This is a genomic window from Stenotrophomonas sp. GQ19, assembly GCF_059758695.1.
This window is the reverse complement of the sequence record NZ_JCAXES010000009.1, coordinates 1-21,474: the sequence shown is the minus strand read 5'-3', so window position 1 is coordinate 21,474 and position 21,474 is coordinate 1. Positions and strand designations below refer to the sequence as shown.

At 69.6% G+C, this 21,474-nt stretch carries 18 protein-coding genes; 9 read left to right on the top strand and 9 right to left on the bottom strand.

Translation table 11 applies throughout. The annotated features are described in order from the left end of the window. Positions 1-67 precede the first annotated feature (67 nt). The 5 genes from AC6CHL_RS15925 to AC6CHL_RS15905 all read right to left on the bottom strand — a co-directional run bounded on the left by AC6CHL_RS15925 (position 68) and on the right by AC6CHL_RS15905 (position 5,244). Entirely contained in the window at positions 68-2,116 is a 2,049-nt protein-coding gene (locus tag AC6CHL_RS15925; protein WP_498295269.1) for an FUSC family protein, read from the bottom strand. 4 nt (positions 2,117-2,120) lie between these two features. Beyond that, complete coding sequence (locus AC6CHL_RS15920; RefSeq protein ID WP_498295268.1) at positions 2,121-3,578, bottom strand: efflux transporter outer membrane subunit; 1,458 nt, start codon at positions 3,576-3,578, stop codon at positions 2,121-2,123. Beyond that, complete coding sequence (locus tag AC6CHL_RS15915; protein ID WP_193557473.1) at positions 3,575-4,483, bottom strand: efflux RND transporter periplasmic adaptor subunit; 909 nt, start codon at positions 4,481-4,483, stop codon at positions 3,575-3,577. Before AC6CHL_RS15915 ends, AC6CHL_RS15920 begins: the two co-directional genes overlap by 4 nt. Further along, positions 4,480-4,689 carry a DUF1656 domain-containing protein gene (locus tag AC6CHL_RS15910; RefSeq protein WP_017354740.1) on the bottom strand — a complete coding sequence of 70 codons (210 nt, stop codon included), beginning with the start codon at positions 4,687-4,689 and terminating at the stop codon, positions 4,480-4,482. Before AC6CHL_RS15910 ends, AC6CHL_RS15915 begins: the two co-directional genes overlap by 4 nt. A 99-nt stretch (positions 4,690-4,788) precedes the next feature. Next, positions 4,789-5,244, bottom strand: coding sequence for a MarR family winged helix-turn-helix transcriptional regulator (locus tag AC6CHL_RS15905; RefSeq protein WP_038691612.1), 456 nt, complete (start codon positions 5,242-5,244; stop codon positions 4,789-4,791). 160 nt (positions 5,245-5,404) lie between these two features. Here AC6CHL_RS15905 and folE point away from each other — a divergent pair, with 160 nt between their 5' ends. The 4 genes from folE to AC6CHL_RS15885 all read left to right on the top strand — a co-directional run bounded on the left by folE (position 5,405) and on the right by AC6CHL_RS15885 (position 11,637). Next, positions 5,405-6,007: a GTP cyclohydrolase I FolE gene (gene folE, locus AC6CHL_RS15900; protein ID WP_038691614.1), complete on the top strand. Its 603-nt coding sequence runs from the start codon at positions 5,405-5,407 to the stop codon at positions 6,005-6,007. A 94-nt stretch (positions 6,008-6,101) separates the two neighbouring features. Then, positions 6,102-7,571, top strand: coding sequence for a DUF3375 domain-containing protein (locus tag AC6CHL_RS15895; protein ID WP_038691616.1), 1,470 nt, complete (start codon positions 6,102-6,104; stop codon positions 7,569-7,571). Continuing rightward, a complete protein-coding gene (locus tag AC6CHL_RS15890; RefSeq protein WP_038691618.1) occupies positions 7,558-8,259 on the top strand; it encodes a DUF4194 domain-containing protein in 702 nt (233 codons plus the stop codon). The genes AC6CHL_RS15895 and AC6CHL_RS15890 overlap by 14 nt, the downstream gene beginning before the upstream one ends. 18 nt (positions 8,260-8,277) lie before the next feature. Further along, positions 8,278-11,637 (top strand): ATP-binding protein, encoded by a 3,360-nt coding sequence (locus AC6CHL_RS15885; RefSeq protein ID WP_498295266.1) that lies wholly within the window; start codon positions 8,278-8,280, stop codon positions 11,635-11,637. A gap of 141 nt (positions 11,638-11,778) precedes the next feature. Here AC6CHL_RS15885 and AC6CHL_RS15880 read toward each other — a convergent pair whose 3' ends face one another. Beyond that, on the bottom strand, positions 11,779-12,555 hold the full coding sequence (locus AC6CHL_RS15880) for a sulfite exporter TauE/SafE family protein (RefSeq protein ID WP_038691622.1): 777 nt from the start codon (positions 12,553-12,555) through the stop codon (positions 11,779-11,781). Between the two features lie 231 nt (positions 12,556-12,786). On the opposite strand from AC6CHL_RS15880, the gene AC6CHL_RS15875 reads away from it, so the two are divergent. Beyond that, positions 12,787-13,176: a YchJ family metal-binding protein gene (locus AC6CHL_RS15875; protein WP_447596132.1), complete on the top strand. Its 390-nt coding sequence runs from the start codon at positions 12,787-12,789 to the stop codon at positions 13,174-13,176. On the opposite strand, the gene AC6CHL_RS15870 is transcribed toward AC6CHL_RS15875, so the two are convergent. Beyond that, complete coding sequence (locus AC6CHL_RS15870; protein ID WP_498295264.1) at positions 13,155-14,462, bottom strand: GGDEF domain-containing protein; 1,308 nt, start codon at positions 14,460-14,462, stop codon at positions 13,155-13,157. The genes AC6CHL_RS15875 and AC6CHL_RS15870 overlap by 22 nt on opposite strands. A gap of 169 nt (positions 14,463-14,631) precedes the next feature. Between AC6CHL_RS15870 and egtB the strand changes: the two genes are divergently transcribed. The 4 genes from egtB (at position 14,632) to AC6CHL_RS15850 (ending at position 19,949) form a co-directional block, all read left to right on the top strand. Further along, the gene (egtB, locus tag AC6CHL_RS15865) at positions 14,632-15,921 is read left to right on the top strand and encodes an ergothioneine biosynthesis protein EgtB (RefSeq protein WP_038691626.1); all 1,290 of its coding nucleotides are present in this window, start codon (positions 14,632-14,634) and stop codon (positions 15,919-15,921) included. Further along, complete coding sequence (gene egtD / locus AC6CHL_RS15860; protein ID WP_038691627.1) at positions 15,918-16,892, top strand: L-histidine N(alpha)-methyltransferase; 975 nt, start codon at positions 15,918-15,920, stop codon at positions 16,890-16,892. Before egtB ends, egtD begins: the two co-directional genes overlap by 4 nt. Positions 16,893-16,967: 75 nt before the next feature. Continuing rightward, positions 16,968-19,145, top strand: coding sequence for a lytic murein transglycosylase (locus tag AC6CHL_RS15855; protein ID WP_498295263.1), 2,178 nt, complete (start codon positions 16,968-16,970; stop codon positions 19,143-19,145). Between the two features lie 57 nt (positions 19,146-19,202). Beyond that, positions 19,203-19,949: a GYF domain-containing protein gene (locus AC6CHL_RS15850; protein ID WP_498295261.1), complete on the top strand. Its 747-nt coding sequence runs from the start codon at positions 19,203-19,205 to the stop codon at positions 19,947-19,949. Positions 19,950-19,955: 6 nt separating this feature from the next. Here AC6CHL_RS15850 and AC6CHL_RS15845 read toward each other — a convergent pair whose 3' ends face one another. Together AC6CHL_RS15845 and AC6CHL_RS15840 are read right to left on the bottom strand one after the other, a co-directional pair. Next, complete coding sequence (locus AC6CHL_RS15845) at positions 19,956-21,140, bottom strand: benzoate/H(+) symporter BenE family transporter (RefSeq protein ID WP_038692739.1); 1,185 nt, start codon at positions 21,138-21,140, stop codon at positions 19,956-19,958. 32 nt (positions 21,141-21,172) lie between these two features. Continuing rightward, positions 21,173-21,474: hypothetical protein (locus AC6CHL_RS15840; protein WP_498295260.1), on the bottom strand; the 302-nt coding region annotated here is incomplete at its 5' end.

Below are 21,474 nucleotides of genomic sequence, written 5' to 3'. Positions count from 1 at the left end.
AATGCAGAAATGCAGGGGTCAGGATAGCGTTGATCGGCACGGGCTGGCGCGCCCACACCCGGCCGGTTCAGCGCGGCGCGGGCAGGGCGGGCTGTGCGGCAGCGGGGCTGTCCACCACCGGCGCGTCCGGGAACAGCGCAAAACGCAGCCCCATCACGCCCATCAGCGCCTCATCGCGGGCCTTGCCGGCGTCCACGGTCTGCACCCGCCGCAGCGAGGCCTCCAGCTTGGCCTGCAACCCGGCCGGGGCCGCCAGCGGCCGGCGCTGGGCCACCTGCGCGCGGTAGTGCGCGGCCACCTCGTCAAGGATCGCCTCGATCGCCTCCGCGCTGGTCGGCGGCAGCCCATGCCGGGCGCGCCGCAGCTGCAGGATGTTCAGCCCGATGCGTGCTTCGGTGAGCATGTCCACCGAGGCGATGTCGCTGCCTTCGGGGGTGGCCGCCAGCCGCGGCGCCAGCAGGCCCAGCAGGTCCAGCATGCGTGCGGCGAACTGCTGGCGGCCCTGCTGGCCGCGGCCCTGCGCGGCGTCGGCCAGCGTGGTCCAGCCTTGGCGGACCAGCCGGCGCGCGGTCCATTCGGCGCCCACCGAGCGGAACAGCCGGGTCATCACCACCGCAAACCCGATCCCGATGAACATCGCCACCGAGGAATTGATGAAGCTCTGGATGTTGGCGTTGTAGGTGTTCTGCACGTTCAGCAGCGCCACCAGGTTGACCATCAGCGGCAGCCCGATCAACGCGTTCTTCGGCGTGTGCAGCAGCAGCCCCACCGGCAGGAACACCACCGCCAGCACCAGCGCCAGGCTGCCGAAGTCGTGCACGGCGGGGAACACGCCGAACAGGTACACGCCGGCCACTACGCTGGCCACGATGGCCCACAGCAGGAAGGACAGCATGCTCGGCGCCGGATCGTCCTGCGCGGCGAAGAACGCGGCGGCCACCGCGGCCATCATCGCGCCGTTGCCACCGCCTTCCCAGCCGAGCGTGATCCACAGCGCGCAGTACGTCATCAACGCCACCCCGGCGCTGGCCGCCGAGAACAGCGCCATGCCGTAATCCACGTGGCGGGCATCGGCGCTGCGCGTGGTGCGGATCCGGTAGTGGGCGGTATCGCGCGGCGCGTCGCCGTCCTCGATCGCCGCCTGCAGGGTGGTGCAGTCCTGCCACAGGTCCACCAGCTCTTCCAACCGCAGCAGCAGCGTCACCAGCAGCAGGTGGTCCAGCTCGCCATCCACGGCCGGCTTCAGCGCCAGGATGCGCGCGCGCAGTGCGGCGTATTCAGTGGCCGTGGACCGGCCGGGCGTGTCCAGCCACGCGGCAATGTCGGCCACCAGCGGCTCCAGCCCGGGCGGCAGCGCGCGTCCGCCCGCGCGCAGGGCGCCCAGCCGGTCGGCAATGGACGACAGCACCGGCAGCATCAGCAGCATGCGTTCGCGCAGCCGCTGCATCGACACCGCCGCACCGGCATGGCGCGGGTCGTCGCGGCGCAGGAACTCGATCAGTGCCTCGAACTGCACCAGGTCGGCCGCCAGCCGGTTGCGCGGGGCGTGCGCCTGGCCACGCAGCAGGATCTGCCGGCACCACTGCGCCGCATCGCCCATCCAGTTGCCGATCCGCGCGCGCAGCATTGGCTGCACCGAGGTCGGGAAGAACAGCGAGGCGAACAGCACCGCCACCACCGTGCCCAGGATGATCTCCTCGCTGCGTGCCACCACCGTATCGAAGATGGTGTCCGGCGAGGTCACCGCCGGGAAGCCGATGAACGCGGTGGTGTAACCGGCCAGCAGGAACGCGTAGCCGCGCGGGCCACGGTTGAGCAGGGCGATGAACAGGCAGGCCGACAACCACAGCGACATCGCCGCGCTGAGCAGGAACGGGGTTTCCACCAGGTGCGGCAGCATCCACAGCGTGGCCGCCCCGGCGATGATCGTGCCCAGGATGCGGTACACGCCCTTGGCGCGGGTGGGGCCCAGCATCGGCTGGGTCACGATGTACACGGTGGCCATCGCCCAGTACGGGCGCGACAGGTTGCCGGCCAGGCCGATGTACAGCGCGGCCAGTGCGGCCAGGAAGGTCTTGACCGAAAACAGCCACGCCTGGCGGTCCAGCAGCAACATGGGGTTACCTCGTGGCCGTGCGCGGGGCCACGGCGTCGGCATTCCAGCCGCCGCCGAGCGCCAGGAACAGCTGGATCTGGTCGCGCGATACCTGCGCCTGCGCGTCGGCCAGGGTGGCATCGGCCGACACCAGCGTGCGGTCGGCATCCAGGCTGGACAGGTACGGGGTGCGCCCGCCCTGGTACAGGCGGCGGTTCTGGCTGGCCGCCAGCGCGGCCTGCTGCTGGGCCAGCTGCAGCGACTGCAACCGCTGCAGGTCCTGCGCATAGCGGCTCAGCGCGGTCTGGGTTTCGCGCAGCGCCTGCAGCACGCTGTGGTCGAACTCGGCCAGCGCCGCGTCGGCCCCGGCCTCGGTGGCGTGGATGCGCGCATGCGTGCCCGAGGACGGCAGCGTCCAGGAGATCAGCGGGCCGATCGACCACTGCTGGGTCAGCGGCTGGCCGAAATCCTCAAGCAGGCCGGCCGCGCCGACCGACGCCCCCAGGCGGATGTCCGGGTACAGCTCGGCGGTGGCCACGCCGATGCGCGCGGTGGCGGCGGCCAGCCGGCGTTCGGCTTGGCGCACGTCCGGGCGGCGTGCCAGCAGCGCACGGCCATCGCCCACCGGCAGCGGCTGGGCCAGGGTCGGGGCCTGGCTGCAGTCGGCTACGCCGTCGGGCAGTCGCCCCGGCGTGCGGCCGAGCAGGGCGGCCAGCTGGTATTCGGCGGCCTGGCGGTGCGCGTGCAGCGGCGGCAGCGCGGCCTGCAGCATCGCCACCTGGGCGTTGGCGCGGGCCAGTTCCGGCGGGGTGCCACGGCCGGCGTTGATCAGCCGCTGGGTCACCTCGCGGCTGCGGTGCTGCAGCTGCAGCGAGTGCTCGGCCACGTGCAGCTCATGGTTGGCGTGGCAGATCTCCACGTAGCTGCCGGCCACCTGGGCCACCAGCGACACGCGGGCCAAGTCGAGCGCGGCGGCCACGCTTTGTTCGTCGGCGTGCGCGGCCTCGGAGGCGCGCTTGAGCTTGCCGAACAGATCGAACTGGTAGGACACCGCGAACTTGCCGTCGGCCAGATTGATCGGCGGCAGTTCGTGTTCCAGCAGGAACGACTCGGCCGACAGCTGCGCGCGGCTCACCCCGGCGTCGGCCTCGTATTCGAAGCCACCGGCGTCCAGCGCCTGTTCGTACACGGCGGCGGCGCGGCGCAGGTTGGCATCGGCCACCTTCAGTTCCACGTTGTCGCGCAGCGCCTGCTGCACCAGAGCGTTGAGGGTGTCGTCCTGGTACAGCTCCCACCAGCGCGCGGGCAGTTCGGCGCCGGCGGCCACCTGCGGGTTGCCGGTGTCGATGAAGGCGGCATTGGCCTCCGGCCGCTGGAACACCGACCCTGCAGGCACGGCGTAGTCCGGGCCCACGGTCGTGCACGCCGCCAGCGTGGTCAGCGCCAGCCCCAGTGCGATGCGGTGCAGGGCAGGGCGGCTCACAACGCCGCCTGTGCCGGTCGTGCCGGCGTCGGCTGGGCCGCATCGGGCTGGATGGTGACGGTGGCGGTGCGCCCGGCAATCAGGTTCACGCCGGCCGGGATGTGGTCGATATGGATGCGCACCGGGATGCGCTGGGCCAGCCGCACCCAGTCGAAGGCCGGGGTCACGTTGGGCAGCAGGCTGCTGCCCTCGCTGCGGTAGCGGTCCTCGATGCCGGCGGCGATGCTCTGCACGTGGCCCTGCAGCGGCTGCGCCTCGCCCATCAGGCGGATGTCCACCTTCTGCCCGGCATGCACGCCGCGCAGGCGGGTTTCCTCGAAGTAGCCATCGACCCGGAACGAGCCGGTATCGAGCACCGCGATGACCGGGCGCCCGGCCGTGACGTAGTCGCCGACGCGCACGGTGCGGTCGTTGACGTGGCCATCGCTGGGGCTGCGCACTTCGGTGCGGGCCAGATTGAGCTTGGCCAGGTCCACGGCAGCCTGCGCGGTGGCCATCGAGGCCTGCGCGGCCTGCAGCTTGGCCCGGCGCACTTCGGCGTCCTCGGCGGCCACCAGGTCGGACAGGCTGCGGTCGCGGGCGATCTCGCGGCGCAGCTGCTCCAGCGTGGCGCGGCGTTCGCCCAGTGCGGCCTGGGCCTGCTCCAGCGCGATCTGGTAACGGGCGCGGTCCACCACGAACAGCACCTGCCCGCGCGTGACCGGCTGGTTGTCGGCCACCTTCACTGCCTCCACCAGCCCGGACACGTCCGGCGCCACCTGCACCACGTCGGCGCTGACATGCGCATCGCGCGTCCACGGCTCGTCCATGTAGTACGCCCACAGGTGGCGCAGCACCAGCACGGCGGCGAGCACCGCCACGACGGTCAACACGACCGGGAATGTCTGCTTGAGGATCTTGTTCACGATTGCATCCAACGCATCAGGGAAAACAACCCGCCGAGCACGATCACGTACACGGCCAGGTTGAACAGGGCGGGGTGCCAGATGTGGCGGTAGGCGCCGGTGCGCTGCAGGACCAGGCGCAGCCCGCTCTTGAGCAGGTAGGCCAGCAGCATCAGCCCGAGCAGGGTCGGGACAAACACACCATAGAGACTGAATTCACCGTACATCGAGGCAAAGGGTTCACTGGAGAAAGGTAGGCGACGACCGTTGGTCGTCGTACGTCATGCCGTCGCAGCACGACACCGGGCGGTACAACGGGGCAACGCTTACGTCACGCGGTCGGCAGCGTCGGCCAGCAGCTGCCACAGCTTCAGCACGGTGCGCAGTTCGTCCACGGACAGTTCACCGAACACGTCCTGGCGCAGCCCGATCAGCTGGGTCTCCAGCTGGCTTACCAGCGCTTCGCCCTTGTCGGTAAGCCACAGCAGGTTGGCGCGGCGGTCGCTGGCATCGCACTCGCGGCGGACCAGGTCGCTGGCCGAGAGCTTGTCCAGCAGGCGCACCAGGGACGGACCTTCCATGCCCAGCTGCTGGGCCAGGGTCACCTGGCGGATACCCCCGCCGGCGCGCCCGATCATCAGCAGCGGCATGGTGCACGCCGCGGAAATGCCGTAGCTGCCCAAGGCCTGGTCGGCCAGGCGCTGCCACTGCCGCCCTGCGTAAAGCAGGCCGGAGCTGAGCTGCATCTGCAGCTGGGTACGTTCGTCGAGGGTACGTTTCATGGCAGATCGATAGGATACTACTAATTTCCATCCTATCAATACCCCCAGCCCAACCGCGGCCCAACGCCGGGCCCGCCGGGGCGCGTCCCGGGCCGGTGGCGTGGGACGCCCGAGGGCTCTGTCGGGTACGATGCTCGCCCCCCTTCGGGTGCTGTATGTAATGAGCAAGAAAGACAACGACGCCACCCCGGTCACCCAGGCCGATGCCGAATCGGCCGTGCGCACCCTGCTGCGCTGGGCCGGTGAAGACCCCACCCGCGAAGGCCTGCTGGATACCCCGCGGCGCGTGGCCGAAGCCTACGGCGACTGGTTCAGCGGCTACCGCGACGACCCGCGCGCCTACATGGAGCGCACCTTCGAGGAAGTGGCCGGCTACGACGAACTGATCGTGCTGCGCGACATCGAGTACGAAAGCCACTGCGAGCACCACATGGCCCCGATCATCGGCCGCGTGCACGTGGGCTACCTGCCGGCCGGCAAGGTGGTGGGCATCAGCAAGCTGGCCCGCGTGGTCGAAGCCTACGCACGCCGCTTCCAGGTGCAGGAAAAGATGACCGCGCAGATCGCCCAGTGCATCCAGGACGTGCTGCAGCCGGTGGGCGTGGGCGTGGTGGTGGAAGGTGCGCACGAGTGCATGACCACCCGCGGCATCCACAAGCGCGGCGTCAGCATGGTCACCTCCAAGATGCTGGGTAGCTTCCGCGAGGACGCCCGCACCCGCGCCGAGTTCCTGCGCTTCATCGAAGTGGGCGGCAAGCGCTGAACCTGCCGCGCGCCCGGCACCATCGTGCCGGGCCGGTTCCCTTCCTGCTGCGCGGCGTCCGGCCGCGCGGTGTTCTTCCGGATGTCCTGGCTGCATGAAGCACCGCGAACGCATCACCCGTTACCGCACCCTGCGCGAACAGCCCCAGTGGAAGCTGCTGGCCGCGGCCAACGCCCCGGAAATCATCGGCCTGCTGCAGAGCCTGCTGATGGACGGCGAGCGCACGCTGCCGGCCGCCGCCCTGCATGAACGCCTGCAGCGCGCGCTGGACCAGCTCAACGGCGAGGAACTCTCGCGTGAGCTGCCGCGCACCGCCCAGGCCTACATCGCCCACTGGCTGGCCCAGGGCTGGCTGGAGCGGCGCCTGCCCGACGGCGCCGACCAGGAGCAGTACGAGCTGTCCACCCAGGCGCTGCAGGCCATCCGGTTCGCCGACAGCCTGGAGCAGAGCCGCGTGGCCGCTACCGAAAGCCGCCTGGCGCTGGTGATCGAGCAGCTCTCGCAGCTGGCCGCGCAGACCGAATCCAACCCGGATGCGCGGCTGTCGGCACTGCGCGACGAACGCGACCGCATCGACGCGGAGATCGCGCGGGTGGGCGAGGGCCGGGTGGTGGCGCTGGATGGCAAGCGCGCGCTGGAACGTGCGCGCCAGATCATCGGCCTGGCCGACGACCTCACCGAAGACTTCCGCCGCGTGCGCGACGACTTCGAGCGCCTCAACCGCGAATTCCGCGAACGCATCATCGACGACGAAAGCGAGCGCGGCGACGTACTCTCCCGGTTGTTCGAGGGCGTGGATGTGATCGGCGACAGCGATGCCGGGCGCAGCTTCCAGGCGTTCTGGCGCCTGCTCAACGATGCCGAGCAGAGCGCCCAGCTCGACGCCGCGCTGGAGGCCGTGCTGGCACGTGGCTTCGCGCGCAAGCTGGACCGCAACGAGCGCGCCTTCCTGCGCGGCTTCACCGGCACCATGCTCGACCGCGGCGGCCAGGTCCACGACGTGCTGCAGCACTTCGCGCGCAGCCTGCGCGGGTTCGTGCAGAGCCGGGGCTACCTGGAACAGCGCCGGCTCAACCAGCTGCTCAAGCAGGCCCAGTCCGAAGCGCTGGCGCTGCGCGACGAATTCTCCGCCCAGCGCCCGATCGGCCGCGACCTGCAGCTCACCACCAGCCGCCTGCGCTCGTGGTCGCAGTGGAAGCTGCACGACCCGCGCAGCGCGCAGGTGGACGGCAGCGTGCAGCGCAACGACGCGGCCAGCATCAGCCTGGAAAGCGTCGGCGACCTGGTGGCGTCGTCGGAAATCGACTTCCGCACCCTGCGCCGCGACCTGCACGAACTGCTGGGCGCGCAACCGAAATTGAGCATCGCCCAGGCCCTGTCGCAGCGCGAAGCGCCGCAGGGGTTGGGCAGCGTGATCGGCTACCTGTCGCTGGGCACCCGCCACGGCACCGTGGTGGACGGCGAACAGGAAACCGCCCATTGGCGTGGCGGCGATGGACAGTGGCGACGCGCCCGCATCCCGCTGGTTTGGTTCACCCAGGAGAAACGCCATGAACTGGCATGAAGATTCCCATGACGTCGCCCCCACCGATGGCGCCGCAGACGATCACGACGCCGAACCGGTGGTGGTAACGCCTCTGCCGCGGCGGAGCAATGACGTGTTCTACCTGGGCGACACCGGGCGGCTGCCGCTGGATGGGCGCCGCGCGCTGTGCCAGCTGCTGATCGGCCCCAGCATCGACCAGCTGCGCCACGCCAAGCTGTGGCCGGCCCTGATCCGCAGCGAGGCGGCCATCCGCTCGGCGCTGGCCGACCTGTTCCTGGAACTGGTGCTGGACCGCGACAGCGGCGTGGCCTTCACCCGCCAGGCCGACACCGAAGACATCGACGCACCGGTGCTCCTGCGCAGCTCGCCGTTGACCTTCATCGACTCGGTGCTGCTGCTGTACCTGCGCCAGCAGCTGGCCGAGGCCGATGCGCGCGGCAACCGCGCAGTGGTGGCTGACACCGAGATGGCCGAGGCCCTGGCCATCTACGAAAAGAACCTCTCCACCGACCGCGCCGGCTTCAATCGTCGCGTGGCCGCGGCGGTGCAGAAGATGAAGGAAAACCACATCCTGACCCGCCTTGCCGGCCAGGACGACCGCCACGAAGTGTCGCCGGCATTGAAGCTGCTGTTCTCCGCCGAAGACGTCTCCGCGCTGTCCAACGTGTACCGCCAGTTGCGCGACACCCCCGCAGCAAAAGCCTGAACGGACCACCGATAACGCATGGCCATTTCCAAGCACACCCCCGCCCTGTTCAACGACGGGCTGCCCGATCCGCGGCTGCAGCAGTTCCGCATGCGCCGCCTGCAGGTGCACAACTGGGGCACCTTCAACGGCCTGACCGAAGTGCCGATCGCCGAGCGCGGCTTCCTGTTCGTCGGCCGCTCGGGCTCGGGCAAGTCGACCCTGCTCGATGCCATGTCGGCCATGCTGGTACCGCCGTCGATCGTCGATTTCAACGCCGCCGCGCGCGAAGCCGAACGCAGTGGCCGCGACCGCAACCTGGTGTCCTACGTGCGCGGCGCGTGGGCCGACCAGCAGGACCGGGGCACCGGTGAAATCGCCACCCAGTACCTGCGCAAGGGTGCCACCTGGACCGCGCTGGTGCTCGAGTACCGCGCCGGCGATGGCCGCGTGGTCAGCCTGGTGCGCCTGTTCTGGATCGCCGGCAACGGCGCGGCCGCCGCTGACGTGCGCAAGCACTACCTGATCGCCGAGCGGCCGTTCGACATCGCCAAGGACCTGGGCGGCTTCGACCTGGACCTGCGCAAGCTCAAGCAGCGCCTGGGCGACGTGCATCACTTCGACAGCTTCGTCGGCTACGCCGAGCGCTTCCGGCACCTGCTGGGCATCGACAATGAAATGGCGCTGCGCCTGCTGCACAAGACGCAGTCGGCCAAGAACCTGGGCGACCTCAACGTCTTCCTGCGCGACTTCATGCTGGACACGCCCAAGACGTTCGACGCCTCCGAACGGCTGGTCAGCGACTTCGCCGAACTCGATGGCGCCCATAAGTCGGTGGTTACCGCCCGCCGCCAGGTGGAAACCCTGCTGCCCGCGCGTGCGCTGCACGCCGAGCTGAAGGCGATGAACCTGCAGCGCGCCGATGAGGAAACCCTGAAGCTCGGGCTGGACAGCTTCCGCGAATCGCGCCTGCAGCAGCTGCTGGAAAAGCGCCTGCACGACATCGACGTGCGCCACCGCGGGCTGCTGGGCGAAGAAACCCAGCGCCGCCAGACGCTGGGCAACCACGAAGAACACCTGGCCGGGCTGGAGCTGCAGCGGCGCCAGCAGGGCGGCGAGCGCATCGAAGAACTGGAACGCGAGCAAGGCCGTGCCCAGGCCGAGCGCGACCGCCGCCAGGCCAAGCATGACCAGGCCCGGCAGGCGGCAGAGAAGCTGCAGGAGACGGTGCCCGATGATGCGCACGGCTTCGCCCAGCTGATCGCCCGCGCCCAGGGCGAGCTGGACAATCGCCAGCAGGCCGCGGCCGCGCTGGACGATGCCATCACCGAACGCCTGGCCGGCAAGCAGGACGATACGCGCCGCTTCGGCGATGTCCGCGCCGAACTGGAGGCGATGGAGCGCAATCCGTCGAGCATTCCCGCCCCGCTGCAGAAACTGCGCAGCCGCCTGGCCGAAGAAACCGGCGTGCCCGAAGCGGCGCTGCCGTTCGTGGGCGAACTGATCCAGGTCCGCCAGGAGCAGGGCGCGTGGCAGGGTGCGATCGAGCGCGTGCTGTTTGGCTTCGCGCAGTCGCTGCTGGTGGAAGACAAGCACTACAACGAGGTCAACGCGTGGGTGAATCGCACCCACCTTGGCATGCGGTTGACCTACTACCGCGTGCGCCGCAATGACGATGCCATCGCCCGCGAACCCTCCGCGCGTTCGTTGCTGCACAAGCTGGAGTTCCGCGACAGCGTGTTCGAATCGTGGCTGCGCCGCGAGCTGGGCAAGCGCTACGACTACGAGTGCGTGGAGGCCAAGCAGCTGCGCGATGTCGATCGCGGCATCTCCCGCGAAGGCCAGGTCAAGCACCCCGGCGACCGCTTCGAGAAGGACGACCGCAATTCCATCAGCGACCGTCGCCGTTGGCTGCTGGGCTTCAGCAACACCGAAAAGCTGGCGCTGTTCCGCAAGGAAGCGCAGGAACTGGCGCAACGCATCGCCGCGTGCGACGAAGACGTTGTCCGGCTGCGCAGCCAGCGCGACCGCGACAACGACCGTCGCCTGGCCTGCAACCAGCTGGTCAACTTCGTGTGGGAGGAAGTGGACGTCGCAACCGCGACCCAGCGCCTGGACGACATTGCCGCTTCGCTGCACGAGCTGAAGGAAGGCAACGCCGACCTGGCCCGCCTGGCCCAGCAGATCGACCAGGCCCGCGCGGACATCGCGCAGGCCCGCCGCACCTACGAAGACACCCGCGTCGAACTTGCCCAGCACGCCCGCGAACGCGACAAGCTCGACGCCCAGCGCCAGCGCAGCCGCGCCCTGGTACTGCCGGCACTCGGGGCGACCCAGGAAGCCGGGTTGCAGCGCCGTCTGGACGCGCTGGGTGGGCTGAGCCTGGAAACGCTGGAAGCGCACATGCGCGAGATCAGCAAGGGCATCAACGAAAGCCTCGCCGCCTCACAGCACGACGTCCACCGTGTCGAGACGCAGCTGGTGGCCTGTTTCCGGCGCTTCGCCCAGGCATGGCCGGAGGAATCCGGCGACTTCACCGCGTCGGTCGCCTCGGCCGACGATTTCCTGGCCCGCCTGCAGCGCCTGGAACGCGATGGCCTGCCGCAGCACGAAGAGCGCTTCTTCGACCTGCTGCAGAACCAGAGCAAGAACAACCTGCTGGCCCTGCAGCGGCACAGCGCCGAGGCCCGCAAGTCGATCGGCCAGCGCCTGGACGAGGTCAACGCCTCGCTGGAGCAGGTGCCGTTCAACCGCGGCACCCTGCTCACCATCGAGCTCAGCGACCGGCGCCTGCCGGAGGTCCTGGAGTTCCACCAGCAGCTGCGCGAAGTGCTGTCGCACCACCAGACCGAAGAACGCGACGTGGCCGAGGCACAGTTCGCCGTGTTGCGCGAACTGGTCAAGCGGCTGGGCTCGCAGGAAGGCGAGGACCGGCGCTGGCGCGAGAACGTGCTCGACGTGCGCCTGCATGTGGAGTTCATCGGCGTCGAGCTGGATGCGGCCACCCGCCAGCAGGTGGAGATCTACCGCAGTGGCGCCGGCAAGTCCGGCGGCCAGCGGCAGAAGCTGGCCACCACCTGCCTGGCCGCGGCACTGCGCTACCAGCTGGGCGGCGCCGAAAGCCAGCTGCCCAGCTATGCCGCCGTGGTGCTGGACGAAGCGTTCGACAAGGCCGACAACGAGTTCACCGCGCTGGCGATGAACATCTTCGAGAACTTCGGCTTCCAGATGGTGGTGGCCACGCCGTTGAAGTCGGTGATGACGCTCGAGCCGTTCATCGGCGGCGCCTGCTTCGTCGAAATCAGCGGCCGCCACGACTCCGGCGTACTGCTGATCGAGTACGACGAAGAGGCCAAGCGCCTGAAGCTGCCCGAACGCAGCCGCCAGCAGGACGCCTAAGCGCACCCCGGTAGAGCCGACCGTTGGTCGGCTGCGCGCACCCCTGGTAGAGCCGACCGTTGGTCGGCTGCTCCCGGACCACGTCCGCACCAACCGCAGCGGGGCAGAGCCCCGCTCTACGCGATCCCCCAACGCCACGCGTCACCCGCCGAACGTATCCCACCCCATCCGCGCGATCAGCACCACCACCAGGCCCACGAACAGCTTGCGGATGAACGGCGTGCCGCCACGCAGCGCCAGTCGCGTGCCCACCACCGAGCCGATGATGTTGGCTGCGGCCATCGGCAGGGCGAACAGCCACAGGATGTTGCCGGTCGGCACGAAGAACGAGATGGCCGCCACGTTGGTGGCCAGGTTCACCACCTTCGACGCCGCCGAGGCGCGCAGGAAGTCCAGCCCGAAGAAGCGGACGAACAGGAAGATCAGGAAACTGCCGGTGCCCGGGCCGAAGAAGCCGTCGTAGAAGCCGATCACCGCCCCGATCGCCAGCGCCGTGCCCAGCTCCTTGCGGCCGATCTCGCGCGGCCGGTGCAGGGCGCCGAAGTCCTTCTTCCACAACGTGTAGCCCAGCATCGCCACCAGCAGTACCAGCACCAGCGGGCGCACCGCGTCCTTGGGCAACAGGCTTACCGCCGTGGCCCCGGCGAAGGAAAACACGAACGCCGTGCCCGCCGCGAACAGCACCGGCCGCCACGGGAAGCGCACATTGCGCGCATAGCGCCACGCGGCCGCACCGGTCCCGAACATCGAACTGAACTTGTTGGTGCCAAACAGCATCGCCGGCGTGTGCTGCGGCAGCACCGTGAACAGACCCGGCAACTGCACCAGCCCACCGCCACCGACCGCGGCATCGACCAGACCGGCGATGAAGGCGATCGCCACCAACCACAACAGCTCAGGGGGAACCAGCTCGAGCACGGCAGCAACTTCGCGACACAAGGCGCGCAAGCATACGCCCGCCCCCCCACACCGGGTAGAGCCGACCGTTGGTCGGCTGCCTTACCGACCGCCCCGACACCACCTAGAGCCGACCGTTGGTCGGCTGCCGTCCACCGCCGCGCGCACGTACCGACCAACGGTCGGCACCCACGGTGAATCCACCGCCCCAACCCCCACGGCGTACCCACCCAAACGCGCGACAATACCGCCATGACCACACCCGACCCCTGTCCCTGCGGCCGCCCGCTGGCCTACACCGCCTGCTGCGGCCTCTACCACGCAGGCGCCGCCGCACCCGATGCCGAAGCCCTGATGCGTTCGCGCTACAGCGCCTACGTAAAGCAGCTGCCGGACTACCTGCTGGCCAGCTGGCATCGGTCCACGCGCCCGGAAGAACTGTCGCTGGACGAAGCGCCCGCCCAGCGCACCCGCTGGCTGGGCCTCACAATCCATACGCACACCACCCCCGACCCGGACCACGCCCAGGTCAAGTTCACCGCCCGCTACAAGGTGGGCGGCGGCAGTGCGGTCAAAATGTTGGAACACAGCCGCTTCGTCCGCGAAGACGGCCGCTGGTTCTACCTCGACGCGCTGCCCTGAGCCGCCTCGCGGCTGCGCACCGCCACCGGCCGTTGCTGGCCGTGCGCGCGTACGCAGTTGCGCCCGGCGTCCTTGGCCGCGTACAGCGCCTGGTCGGCCGCCTTCAGCACCGCCTGCGGGCTGTCGCCCACCCGGCTGTCGGCCATGCCGATGCTCACCGTCACCTGCACCACCGTGCCGGCGCCGCCGCGGCCGCGCTGCAAGCGTCCGACCGCATCGTCGCGGACCCGCGCGGCGCGGTCGCGCAGCTGCAGGCGCGTACCTTCCACGGTGGCCCTGACCGCTTCCACCGCGTCCACGCACGCCGGGGCAGGGCGGTCCAGGAACACCAGCGCGAACTCTTCGCCACCGTAGCGGAACGCCCGCCCGCCACCGCCCACGCCGGCCAGTCGCGCGGCCACCAGCTTCAGCACGTCATCGCCGTTGTCGTGGCCATGGGTATCGTTGAAGCGCTTGAAGTGGTCCACGTCCACCATCGCGATCGTGTAGGTGGCGCCCACCCGCTGCAGGCACTCGTTCAGCGCCCGCCGCCCGGGCAGGCCGGTGAGTTCATCGCGGTAGGCCATGTGGAAGGACTCCTGCAGCATCGCCGACACCAGCAGCAGCAAGGCCGTGCTAGCCAACGCCGGTAGCAGGGCGGGCGACAGGAACACCCGCGGCAGCATCGCCCAGACCACCAGCAGGGCCACCAGCATCGCCGTATGCAGCGGGCGTGGTTGACGCAGCGCCTGCACCGCCAGCCCAAGCAGGGCCACCACGAAGGCAACCGTCGGCACCTGGGCCAGGCGGCTCCAGCCGGTCGGCAACCAGGGCCAGTGATGGTTCGACAGCAGGTCGTGCATGCCCTGCGGGCCCTGCGCCGCCAGCAGCGCGAAGACGCCCACGGCCATGCCACTGACGATGCCGCGCAGCAGCAGGTCCTGGCGCATCCTGCCGCGCTCGGGCCACAGCCCGTGCAACGCAAACAGCAGCGGCAGCCACAGCGACACCGCATGGAACACCAGCGGCGTCAGCGCACTGACCGCGCCGGTATTGAGGAAGCTGCCCACCAGCCCGTGCAGCACGGCAAAGGCCAGCGCGATCGCCAGCAGCAGGCACACCGCACGCACCCGGTTGTAGACCAGGCCCAGGCCGGTGCCCAGGCAGGTCAGCACCAGCGGCAGGATGCGGTGCATCGCACTGCCCACCTCGTCGGCCGGCGTGGCCGACCACACCCCGACGCCTACCAGCAGGGCAGGCAACAGGAACAGGTAATGGCCGGGCTGGCGTAGCGGGTGACTGGGCAAGAACGGTTCCACGAAAGCAGGCCGGCGCGCCAGGGCTGCAGGTGCAAACCGGGCCACGCAGGCAATGGTCTTCCCGGTAGCGGCCGCTGCGTATTCAACTTGAGCGTGTCACGCCACGTGAGCCTTCCCATGACGTCCCGCTCACCAGCGCTGGTCGATCCTGACCGCGATGAACACCGCCGTCGCCTCGCCACCGCCCGCCGCCACATCCCCTGCCGCTGCACTTGCGGCGCGTTACGCCGGCATCCGCGCGCGCAGCGTTGCGCTGGCGGCACCGCTGAGCGCCGAGGATGCGATGGTGCAGAGCATGCCCGACGCCAGCCCCAGCAAATGGCACCTGGCCCATACCACCTGGTTTTTCGAACGCTTCGTGCTGGCCAGCCAGCCCGGCCACGTCCCGTTCAATGCCGAGTGGCATTATCTGTTCAACAGCTACTACCAGAGCATCGGTCCGGCGCACGCGCGTCCGCAGCGCGGGTTGCTCTCGCGTCCCTCGCTGGAGCAGGTGCTGCACTACCGTGCCCGGGTCGATGCGCAGGTGATCGCCCTGCTGCAGGCCGACGCGCTCGCGCCGCAGGCCTGCCACCAGCTGCTGCTGGGCCTGCATCACGAGCAGCAGCACCAGGAGCTGCTGCTCACCGACATCAAGCACGCGCTGTGGTGCAACCCGTTGCAGCCGGCGTACCGCGACGACCTCGCCCACGCGCAGGCCACCGCCACGCCGCTGCGTTGGCAGGACAGCCCCGAGCAGATCGTCGAGATCGGTGCGCCCGCCTGGCCCGCCCATGCCGCGTTCGCCTATGACAACGAATCGCCCGTGCATCGCGTTCTGGTCCCGGCCCATGCCCTGGCCAACCGCCCGGTCAGCAATGCCGAGTACCGGCAGTTCATCGCGGCCGGCGGCTATGCCGAGGTGGGCCTGTGGATGAGCGAGGGCTGGGCGCTGTGCCAGGCCGAAGGCTGGCAGCACCCGCTGTACTGGGATGACGCGCTGGAGCGCGAGTTCACCCTGGGCGGCTGGCGCCCGCTGGACCCGCATGCACCGGTCTGCCACCTCAGCTATTTCGAAGCCGACGCCTACGCCCGCTGGCAGGGCGCGCGGCTGCCCACCGAGTTCGAATGGGAAGCGGCCGCCGCCGGCGTCCCGTCCCACGGCCACTTCGCCGACGCCGACCACCTCCACCCGCGCGGCGCCCCGGCAGGCGACCACGCCCTCCTGCAGCTGTTCGGCGATGTCTGGGAATGGACCAGCAGCGCCTACGGTGCCTATCCGGGCTTTCGCCCCTTCGCCGGCAACCTCGGCGAGTACAACGGTAAATTCATGAACGGCCAATGGATCCTGCGTGGCGGCAGCTGCGCCACCCCCGACGCGCACGTACGCGCCAGCTACCGCAACTTCTTCGCGCCCTCGGCGCGCTGGCAGTTCTCCGGCGTGCGCCTGGCGCGGGACCCGGCATGAGCACCGTCACCGACGCGCTCGAGGCGCTCACCGACCTGCAGCCCGATCGCGCCCGGATCACCGCCGACATCCTGCAGGGCCTGTCCACCCGGCCCCGGCAGCTGCCCTCCAAGTACTTCTACGACGCCCGCGGCTCGGCGCTGTTCGAGCAGATCACCCGCCAGCCCGAGTACTACCCCACGCGCACCGAACTGCAGCTGCTGCAGGACTGCGCCGCCGACATCGCCGGCGTGGTCGGCCCGCGCCTGCACGTGGTCGAACTGGGCAGCGGCAGCGGCCGCAAGACCGAATTGCTGCTGCACGCGCTCGCCGACCCGGTGGCCTACACGCCCATCGAAATCTCGCGCGCCGCCCTGCTGGCCAGCATCGCGCGGCTGGCCGTGGCCCTGCCGGACATCGAAATGCTGCCGGTCTGCGCCGACTTCACCCGCCCGGTGCAGCTGCCCGAGCCGCAGCGCGAACCCGCACGCCGGCTGCTGTTCTTCCCGGGTTCCACGCTGGGCAACTTCGCCGAACCCGACGCGGTCGCGCTGCTGCAGGCGATGCGCCAGACCATGGGCACGCAGGGGCTGGCCCTGATCGGCATCGACCTGCACAAGGACCCCGCGTTGATCGAAGCGGCCTACAACGACGCCGCCGGTGTCACGGCCGCCTTCACCATGAACCTGCTCGCCCGGCTCAACCGCGAGATCGGCAGCACCTTCGATCTCGACGGCTTCCAGCATCGCGCGCGTTACAGCGTGGAACGGCTGCGCATCGAAACCGATCTGGTCAGTACCCGTGCGCAGCGGGTTGAGGTGGCCGGCCGCACATTCGATTTCGCCGAAGGCGAAGCGATGACCGTGGAATACAGCCACAAGTACACCGAGGCCTCGTTCGCGGCACTGGCCGCCCGGGCCGGGTTGCGCGTGTGTGCCGGCTGGACCGCCAGCGCGCCGGCGTTCGGTCTGCGCCTGCTGCAGGCTGCCTGAAACGACCGTTCCCCGCCGGCACACCGCAGCGTGCCGCTATGATGTTGCTTCACTTGGCTGCAAGGATTCCCGCCAATGAGGTCTTCCCTCCGCTGGCTGCTCGGCGCGCTCTGCCTGGCCAGTGCTTCGGTCGCGGCCGCACCGCAGGACGATTTCGACCGCTGCTTGGCCACCCTGCAGCCGCAGGCGACCAAGCAGGGCATCAGCGCGGCGGGTTTTGCGCGCTTCACTGCCGGCCTGACCCCCGACCTGAGCGTGCTGCCGCTGCTCGACGCGCAACCGGAATTCACCACGCCGCTGTGGGACTACCTGGCCGCGCTGGTCGACAGTCAGCGCGTCGACGACGGACGCGCGCGTCTGCTCGAGCACCGTGACCTGTTGAACCGGGTGTCCACCCAGTACGGCGTCGACCCGGCCACCATCGTGGCGGTGTGGGGCGTGGAGAGCGATTACGGCCGCGTGTTCGGCAAGCGCCCGCTGCTGCAGTCGCTGGCCACGCTGTCATGCAATGGGCGCCGCCAGCCGTTCTTCCGCGGCGAACTGCTCGCCCTGCTCAAGCTGCTCGACGCCGGCGACCTGCAGGCTGAAGGCCTCACCGGCTCCTGGGCCGGTGCCTTCGGCCACACCCAGTTCATGCCGTCCACCTACGCGCGTATCGCCGTGGACGGGGACGGCGATGGTCGGCGTGACCTGGTGGCCAGCATTCCCGATGCCCTGGCCTCCACCGCCAACTACCTGGCCAAGGCCGGCTGGCGCACCGGCCAGCCGTGGGGCATCGAAGTCCGCCTTCCCGCCGGGTTCAACCCGGCGTTGGCCGGGCGCACCCAGCGCAAACCGCTGGCCAGCTGGCGCGCACTGGGCATCGCCCCGGTCGGCGGCGGTGCGCTGGCCCCGGCCGGCCTGCCCGACGACAGCAACGCCGCGCTGCTGCTGCCTACCGGCGCCAAAGGGCCGGCCTGGCTGGTGTTCCGCAACTACGACGCGATCTACGCCTACAACGCCGCCGAAAGCTATGCACTGGCCATCGCCACCCTGGCCGACCGCCTGCGCGGCGGTGCGGGCACCGTGGCGGCGTGGCCCACCGACGACCCCGGCATCGGCCGCCGCGAGCGTCGCGAACTGCAGAGCCTGCTGCTGGCCCGCGGCCACGACATCGGTGCCGCCGACGGCATGGTGGGCACCGCTACCCGCCGCGCCATCCAGGTCGAGCAGCAGCGCCTCGGCTGGGCCACCACCGATGGCCGTGCCGGCCAACGCATCCTCACTGCCTTGCGCAGTGCGCCTCCCACCTCCATCTCCCCGACTGCCATGCCCGCATCCACCGTGTTCACCCTGCCGCCCAACCACGCCCGCCTGGTGCAGTCCCCGGCCGGCCCCAGCGCCGCCCTGCCCAAGGTCGAGGGCCTGAGCCTGGGCACCGTGCAGGGCTTCCCTGCCTGGAAGGTGGACACCCCGTTTGCCAGCGCGGCCATCGCGGTGTTCGGCGGGCAGCTGTTGTCCTATGTCCCCAAGGGCGGCCAGGACCTCCTGTGGCTGTCACCCAGCGCGCAGGCGCTGCCCACCCCGATCCGCGGCGGCAGCCCGGTGTGCTGGCCGTACTTCGGGCGACAGGGGCAGGGCACCGACGTGCCCTCGCATGGGTTCGTGCGCAACGTGGCATGGACACTGAAGGAGGCGCGCCGCGAGGCCGACGGCACTGTGCTGCTCACCCTGGCCCCGCCGCCGCTGGACAACCTGGCCCTGCGCCTGACCATGCAGCTGCGCATCGGCCGCACGCTTGAGCAGCGCCTGATCACCGAGAACACCGGCAGCCAAGCGGTCAGCTTCACCCAGGCCCTGCACAATTACTTCCGGGTGGACGACGCCACGGCCGTGGACGTACAGGGGCTGGACGGCCTCACCTATCTGGACAAGTTCGAGAACTACGCCACCCCGCGCGTGCAGCAGGGCGACTGGAACCTGCGCGACCCGCGCGATCCCGGCCGCAGCGACCGCATCTATACCGGCGCCGCCGGCCGTTACGTACTCAAGGATCCGGGCCTGAAGCGGCGCATCGAAATCACCACCCAGGGCAGCCGCTCGCTGGTGGCCTGGAACCCGGGCCAGGCGGGGGCGGCCGGCATGGCCGACGTCGGTGCAGGCTGGCGCAACTACGTCTGCCTGGAGGCCGCCAACGCCGGCCCGGACGTGGTCACCCTGCCTGCCGGCGCCAGCCACACGCTCACCCAGACCTTCCGCGTACTCCCCCTGTAATCCGTCAGCCGGACGCCCGGACGGGCGAACCGGTGCCTTTCCCTCAAGGAACGAGTCATGTCCGATACCCCGTGGTACTACGCCGATCACCAGCAGCAGCGTCAGGGACCGGTGCCCGCCGCGCAGCTGCAGCAGCTGCTTGCGCAGGGCCAGATCACCGCCGACACGCTGGTCTGGCGCCAGGGCATGGCCCAGTGGCAGCCCCTGCATGGCGTGGCCGATCTGGCGGTGCCCGCGCCGACGCCGGTCGAGCGGCCGCAGGATCCCTACGCTGCGCCGGCGTCGGCCTTCGATTCCACCGCCCTGCCTGTGCAGGAACCCCTGGCGGCGGGCCAACAGGCGTATGCCGCCTTCGTCGGCGCCAACTTCCCGGTGTATCGCCGCAAGTGGCGCCTGGACCTCACAGCCGACGGCACGGCGGCCAGCACCACCGCCTGGAACTGGCCCGCCTTCCTGTTTGGCGCGTTCTGGATGCTGTACCGCCGCATGTATGCGGTGGCGGCCATGTGGATCGGCGCGCTCACCGTCCTGTCCATCCTGGAAACCCTGATCGATGTCAGCGACAGCGTATCGCTGGTGATCACCCTGGGGGCCAGCGTCGCGGCCGGTTCGGTGGGCAATCACCTGTATCTGCGGCATACCCAGCGGATGATCGCGCTGGCCGAGGCACGCCATCCCGGTGACGCGCCCGCGCAGCACGCCGCACTGGCTGGCCTGGGCGGTACCCGCTGGTCGGCGGTACTGGTCGGCATGGCCATTTACATCGTGGTGATCGGTGCGTTGTCCTTCCTGTTGGATCCCTGAGCCGGCTCAGGCGCGCGCGGGTCGCAGCACCAGCAGGCAGATGCCACCGGCCACCAGCCCCCAGAAGGCCGAACCGATCCCGGCCAGTGACAGCCCCGAGGCGGTAACCAGGAAGGTCACCAGGGCCGCCTCGCGGTCGGCTTCTTCCCGCAGCGCCATCGACAGGCTGTTGGCGATCGTGCCGAACAGGGCAATGCCGGCCACGCAGGCCACCAGTTCCTTGGGGAAGGCCGCGAACACCGCCGCCACCGTCGCCCCGAACAGGCCCACCACGATATAGAAGCCGCCGGCGGCCACCGCGGCGGTGTACCGGCGCGCGGGATCCTCGTGCGCCTCGCGGCCCATGCAGATCGCGGCGGTGATCGCCGCCAGGTTGAGTCCGAACGCACCGAAGGGGGCCAGCAGCGTGTTGGCCACGCCGATCCAGCCAATCACCGGGGACACCGGTGTGTCGTAGCCGGAGGCACGGATCACCGCCACCCCCGGGATGTTCTGCGACGCCATGGTCACCACGAACAAGGGCAGGGCAACGCCGATCACTGCCGCCCACGACAGCGTGGGCCAGGTGAACACCGGCGTGGCCAGCTGCAGGCGAACCTCCTGCATATGCAGCAGCCCCTGGCCGGCAGCCACGGCGATACCCACCAGCAGCGTGGCGATCACCGCATAGCGTGGGAACAGCCGGCGTCCGATCAGCCAAGTGGCGAACATTGCCAGTGCCATGCCCAGCTGCGTCTGCATGGACACAAACACCTCCAGCCCGAAGCGCAGCAGTACGCCGGCCAGCATGCCCGCAGCCAACGCCATCGGTACCCGCTGCATCAGCCGGGCGAAGATCCCCGAGAAGCCGGCGATCATGCCCAGCACTGCGGCCAGCACGAACGCACCGATCGCATCGCTGTAGCCCACCGCACCGGCGCCCACCACCAGCATGGCCGCGCCCGGCGTCGACCATGCCGTCACCACCGGCACGCGGTAGCGCAGCGACAGGCCGATACAGGTGATGCCCATGCCCAGTCCAAGCGCCCACATCCACGAGGCGATCTGCGCCTGCGATGCGCCCATCGCGCGTGCGGCCTGGAACACGATCACCGCCGAACTGGCAAAGCCCACCAACACGGTGATGAAGCCGGCCATCAACGAAGGCAACGACATATCGCGCAACAACGAACGCTTGGCTACTGCAGACATCACATGCATCCCTGACGACAAGACATGCATTGTTAGCAAGCCTGCGGCAGCACGCGCAACGCGCGTGCTGCCGCGCTTGTAGATGAGCAGCACGCATTGATGACGCGTCGATGAAAAAGATCGAAGAAAAGCCTTGACGAATTTTCAGAAGTCTTTAGTATTCGCTCCCTCGCTGCGACGCGGTCTTCACCCCGGTGAACACCCACCCGCAGCGACGGCAACATCCTTCGAAAGAAGGTGTTGACGGAAACGAAAAGCCTGACATAATAGGCGGCTCGCAACGACGAAAGCCTCTCGGGGCAAACGACGAAGCGGCATCGGCAACAACGTTTCG

What these genes read in the sequence shown, in the direction of transcription:
- AC6CHL_RS15910 (WP_017354740.1), bottom strand. Translation starts at nt 4,689, where the DNA reads ATGTACGGTGAATTCAGTCTCTATGGTGTGTTTGTCCCGACCCTGCTC.
- egtD (WP_038691627.1), top strand. Translation starts at nt 15,918, where the DNA reads ATGAGCACCGTCACCGACGCGCTCGAGGCGCTCACCGACCTGCAGCCC.
- folE (WP_038691614.1), top strand. Translation starts at nt 5,405, where the DNA reads ATGAGCAAGAAAGACAACGACGCCACCCCGGTCACCCAGGCCGATGCC.
- AC6CHL_RS15925 (WP_498295269.1), bottom strand. Translation starts at nt 2,116, where the DNA reads ATGTTGCTGCTGGACCGCCAGGCGTGGCTGTTTTCGGTCAAGACCTTC.
- AC6CHL_RS15885 (WP_498295266.1), top strand. Translation starts at nt 8,278, where the DNA reads ATGGCCATTTCCAAGCACACCCCCGCCCTGTTCAACGACGGGCTGCCC.
- AC6CHL_RS15890 (WP_038691618.1), top strand. Translation starts at nt 7,558, where the DNA reads ATGAACTGGCATGAAGATTCCCATGACGTCGCCCCCACCGATGGCGCC.
- AC6CHL_RS15845 (WP_038692739.1), bottom strand. Translation starts at nt 21,140, where the DNA reads ATGTCTGCAGTAGCCAAGCGTTCGTTGTTGCGCGATATGTCGTTGCCT.
- egtB (WP_038691626.1), top strand. Translation starts at nt 14,632, where the DNA reads ATGAACACCGCCGTCGCCTCGCCACCGCCCGCCGCCACATCCCCTGCC.
- AC6CHL_RS15905 (WP_038691612.1), bottom strand. Translation starts at nt 5,244, where the DNA reads ATGAAACGTACCCTCGACGAACGTACCCAGCTGCAGATGCAGCTCAGC.
- AC6CHL_RS15895 (WP_038691616.1), top strand. Translation starts at nt 6,102, where the DNA reads ATGAAGCACCGCGAACGCATCACCCGTTACCGCACCCTGCGCGAACAG.
- AC6CHL_RS15855 (WP_498295263.1), top strand. Translation starts at nt 16,968, where the DNA reads ATGAGGTCTTCCCTCCGCTGGCTGCTCGGCGCGCTCTGCCTGGCCAGT.
- AC6CHL_RS15875 (WP_447596132.1), top strand. Translation starts at nt 12,787, where the DNA reads ATGACCACACCCGACCCCTGTCCCTGCGGCCGCCCGCTGGCCTACACC.
- AC6CHL_RS15850 (WP_498295261.1), top strand. Translation starts at nt 19,203, where the DNA reads ATGTCCGATACCCCGTGGTACTACGCCGATCACCAGCAGCAGCGTCAG.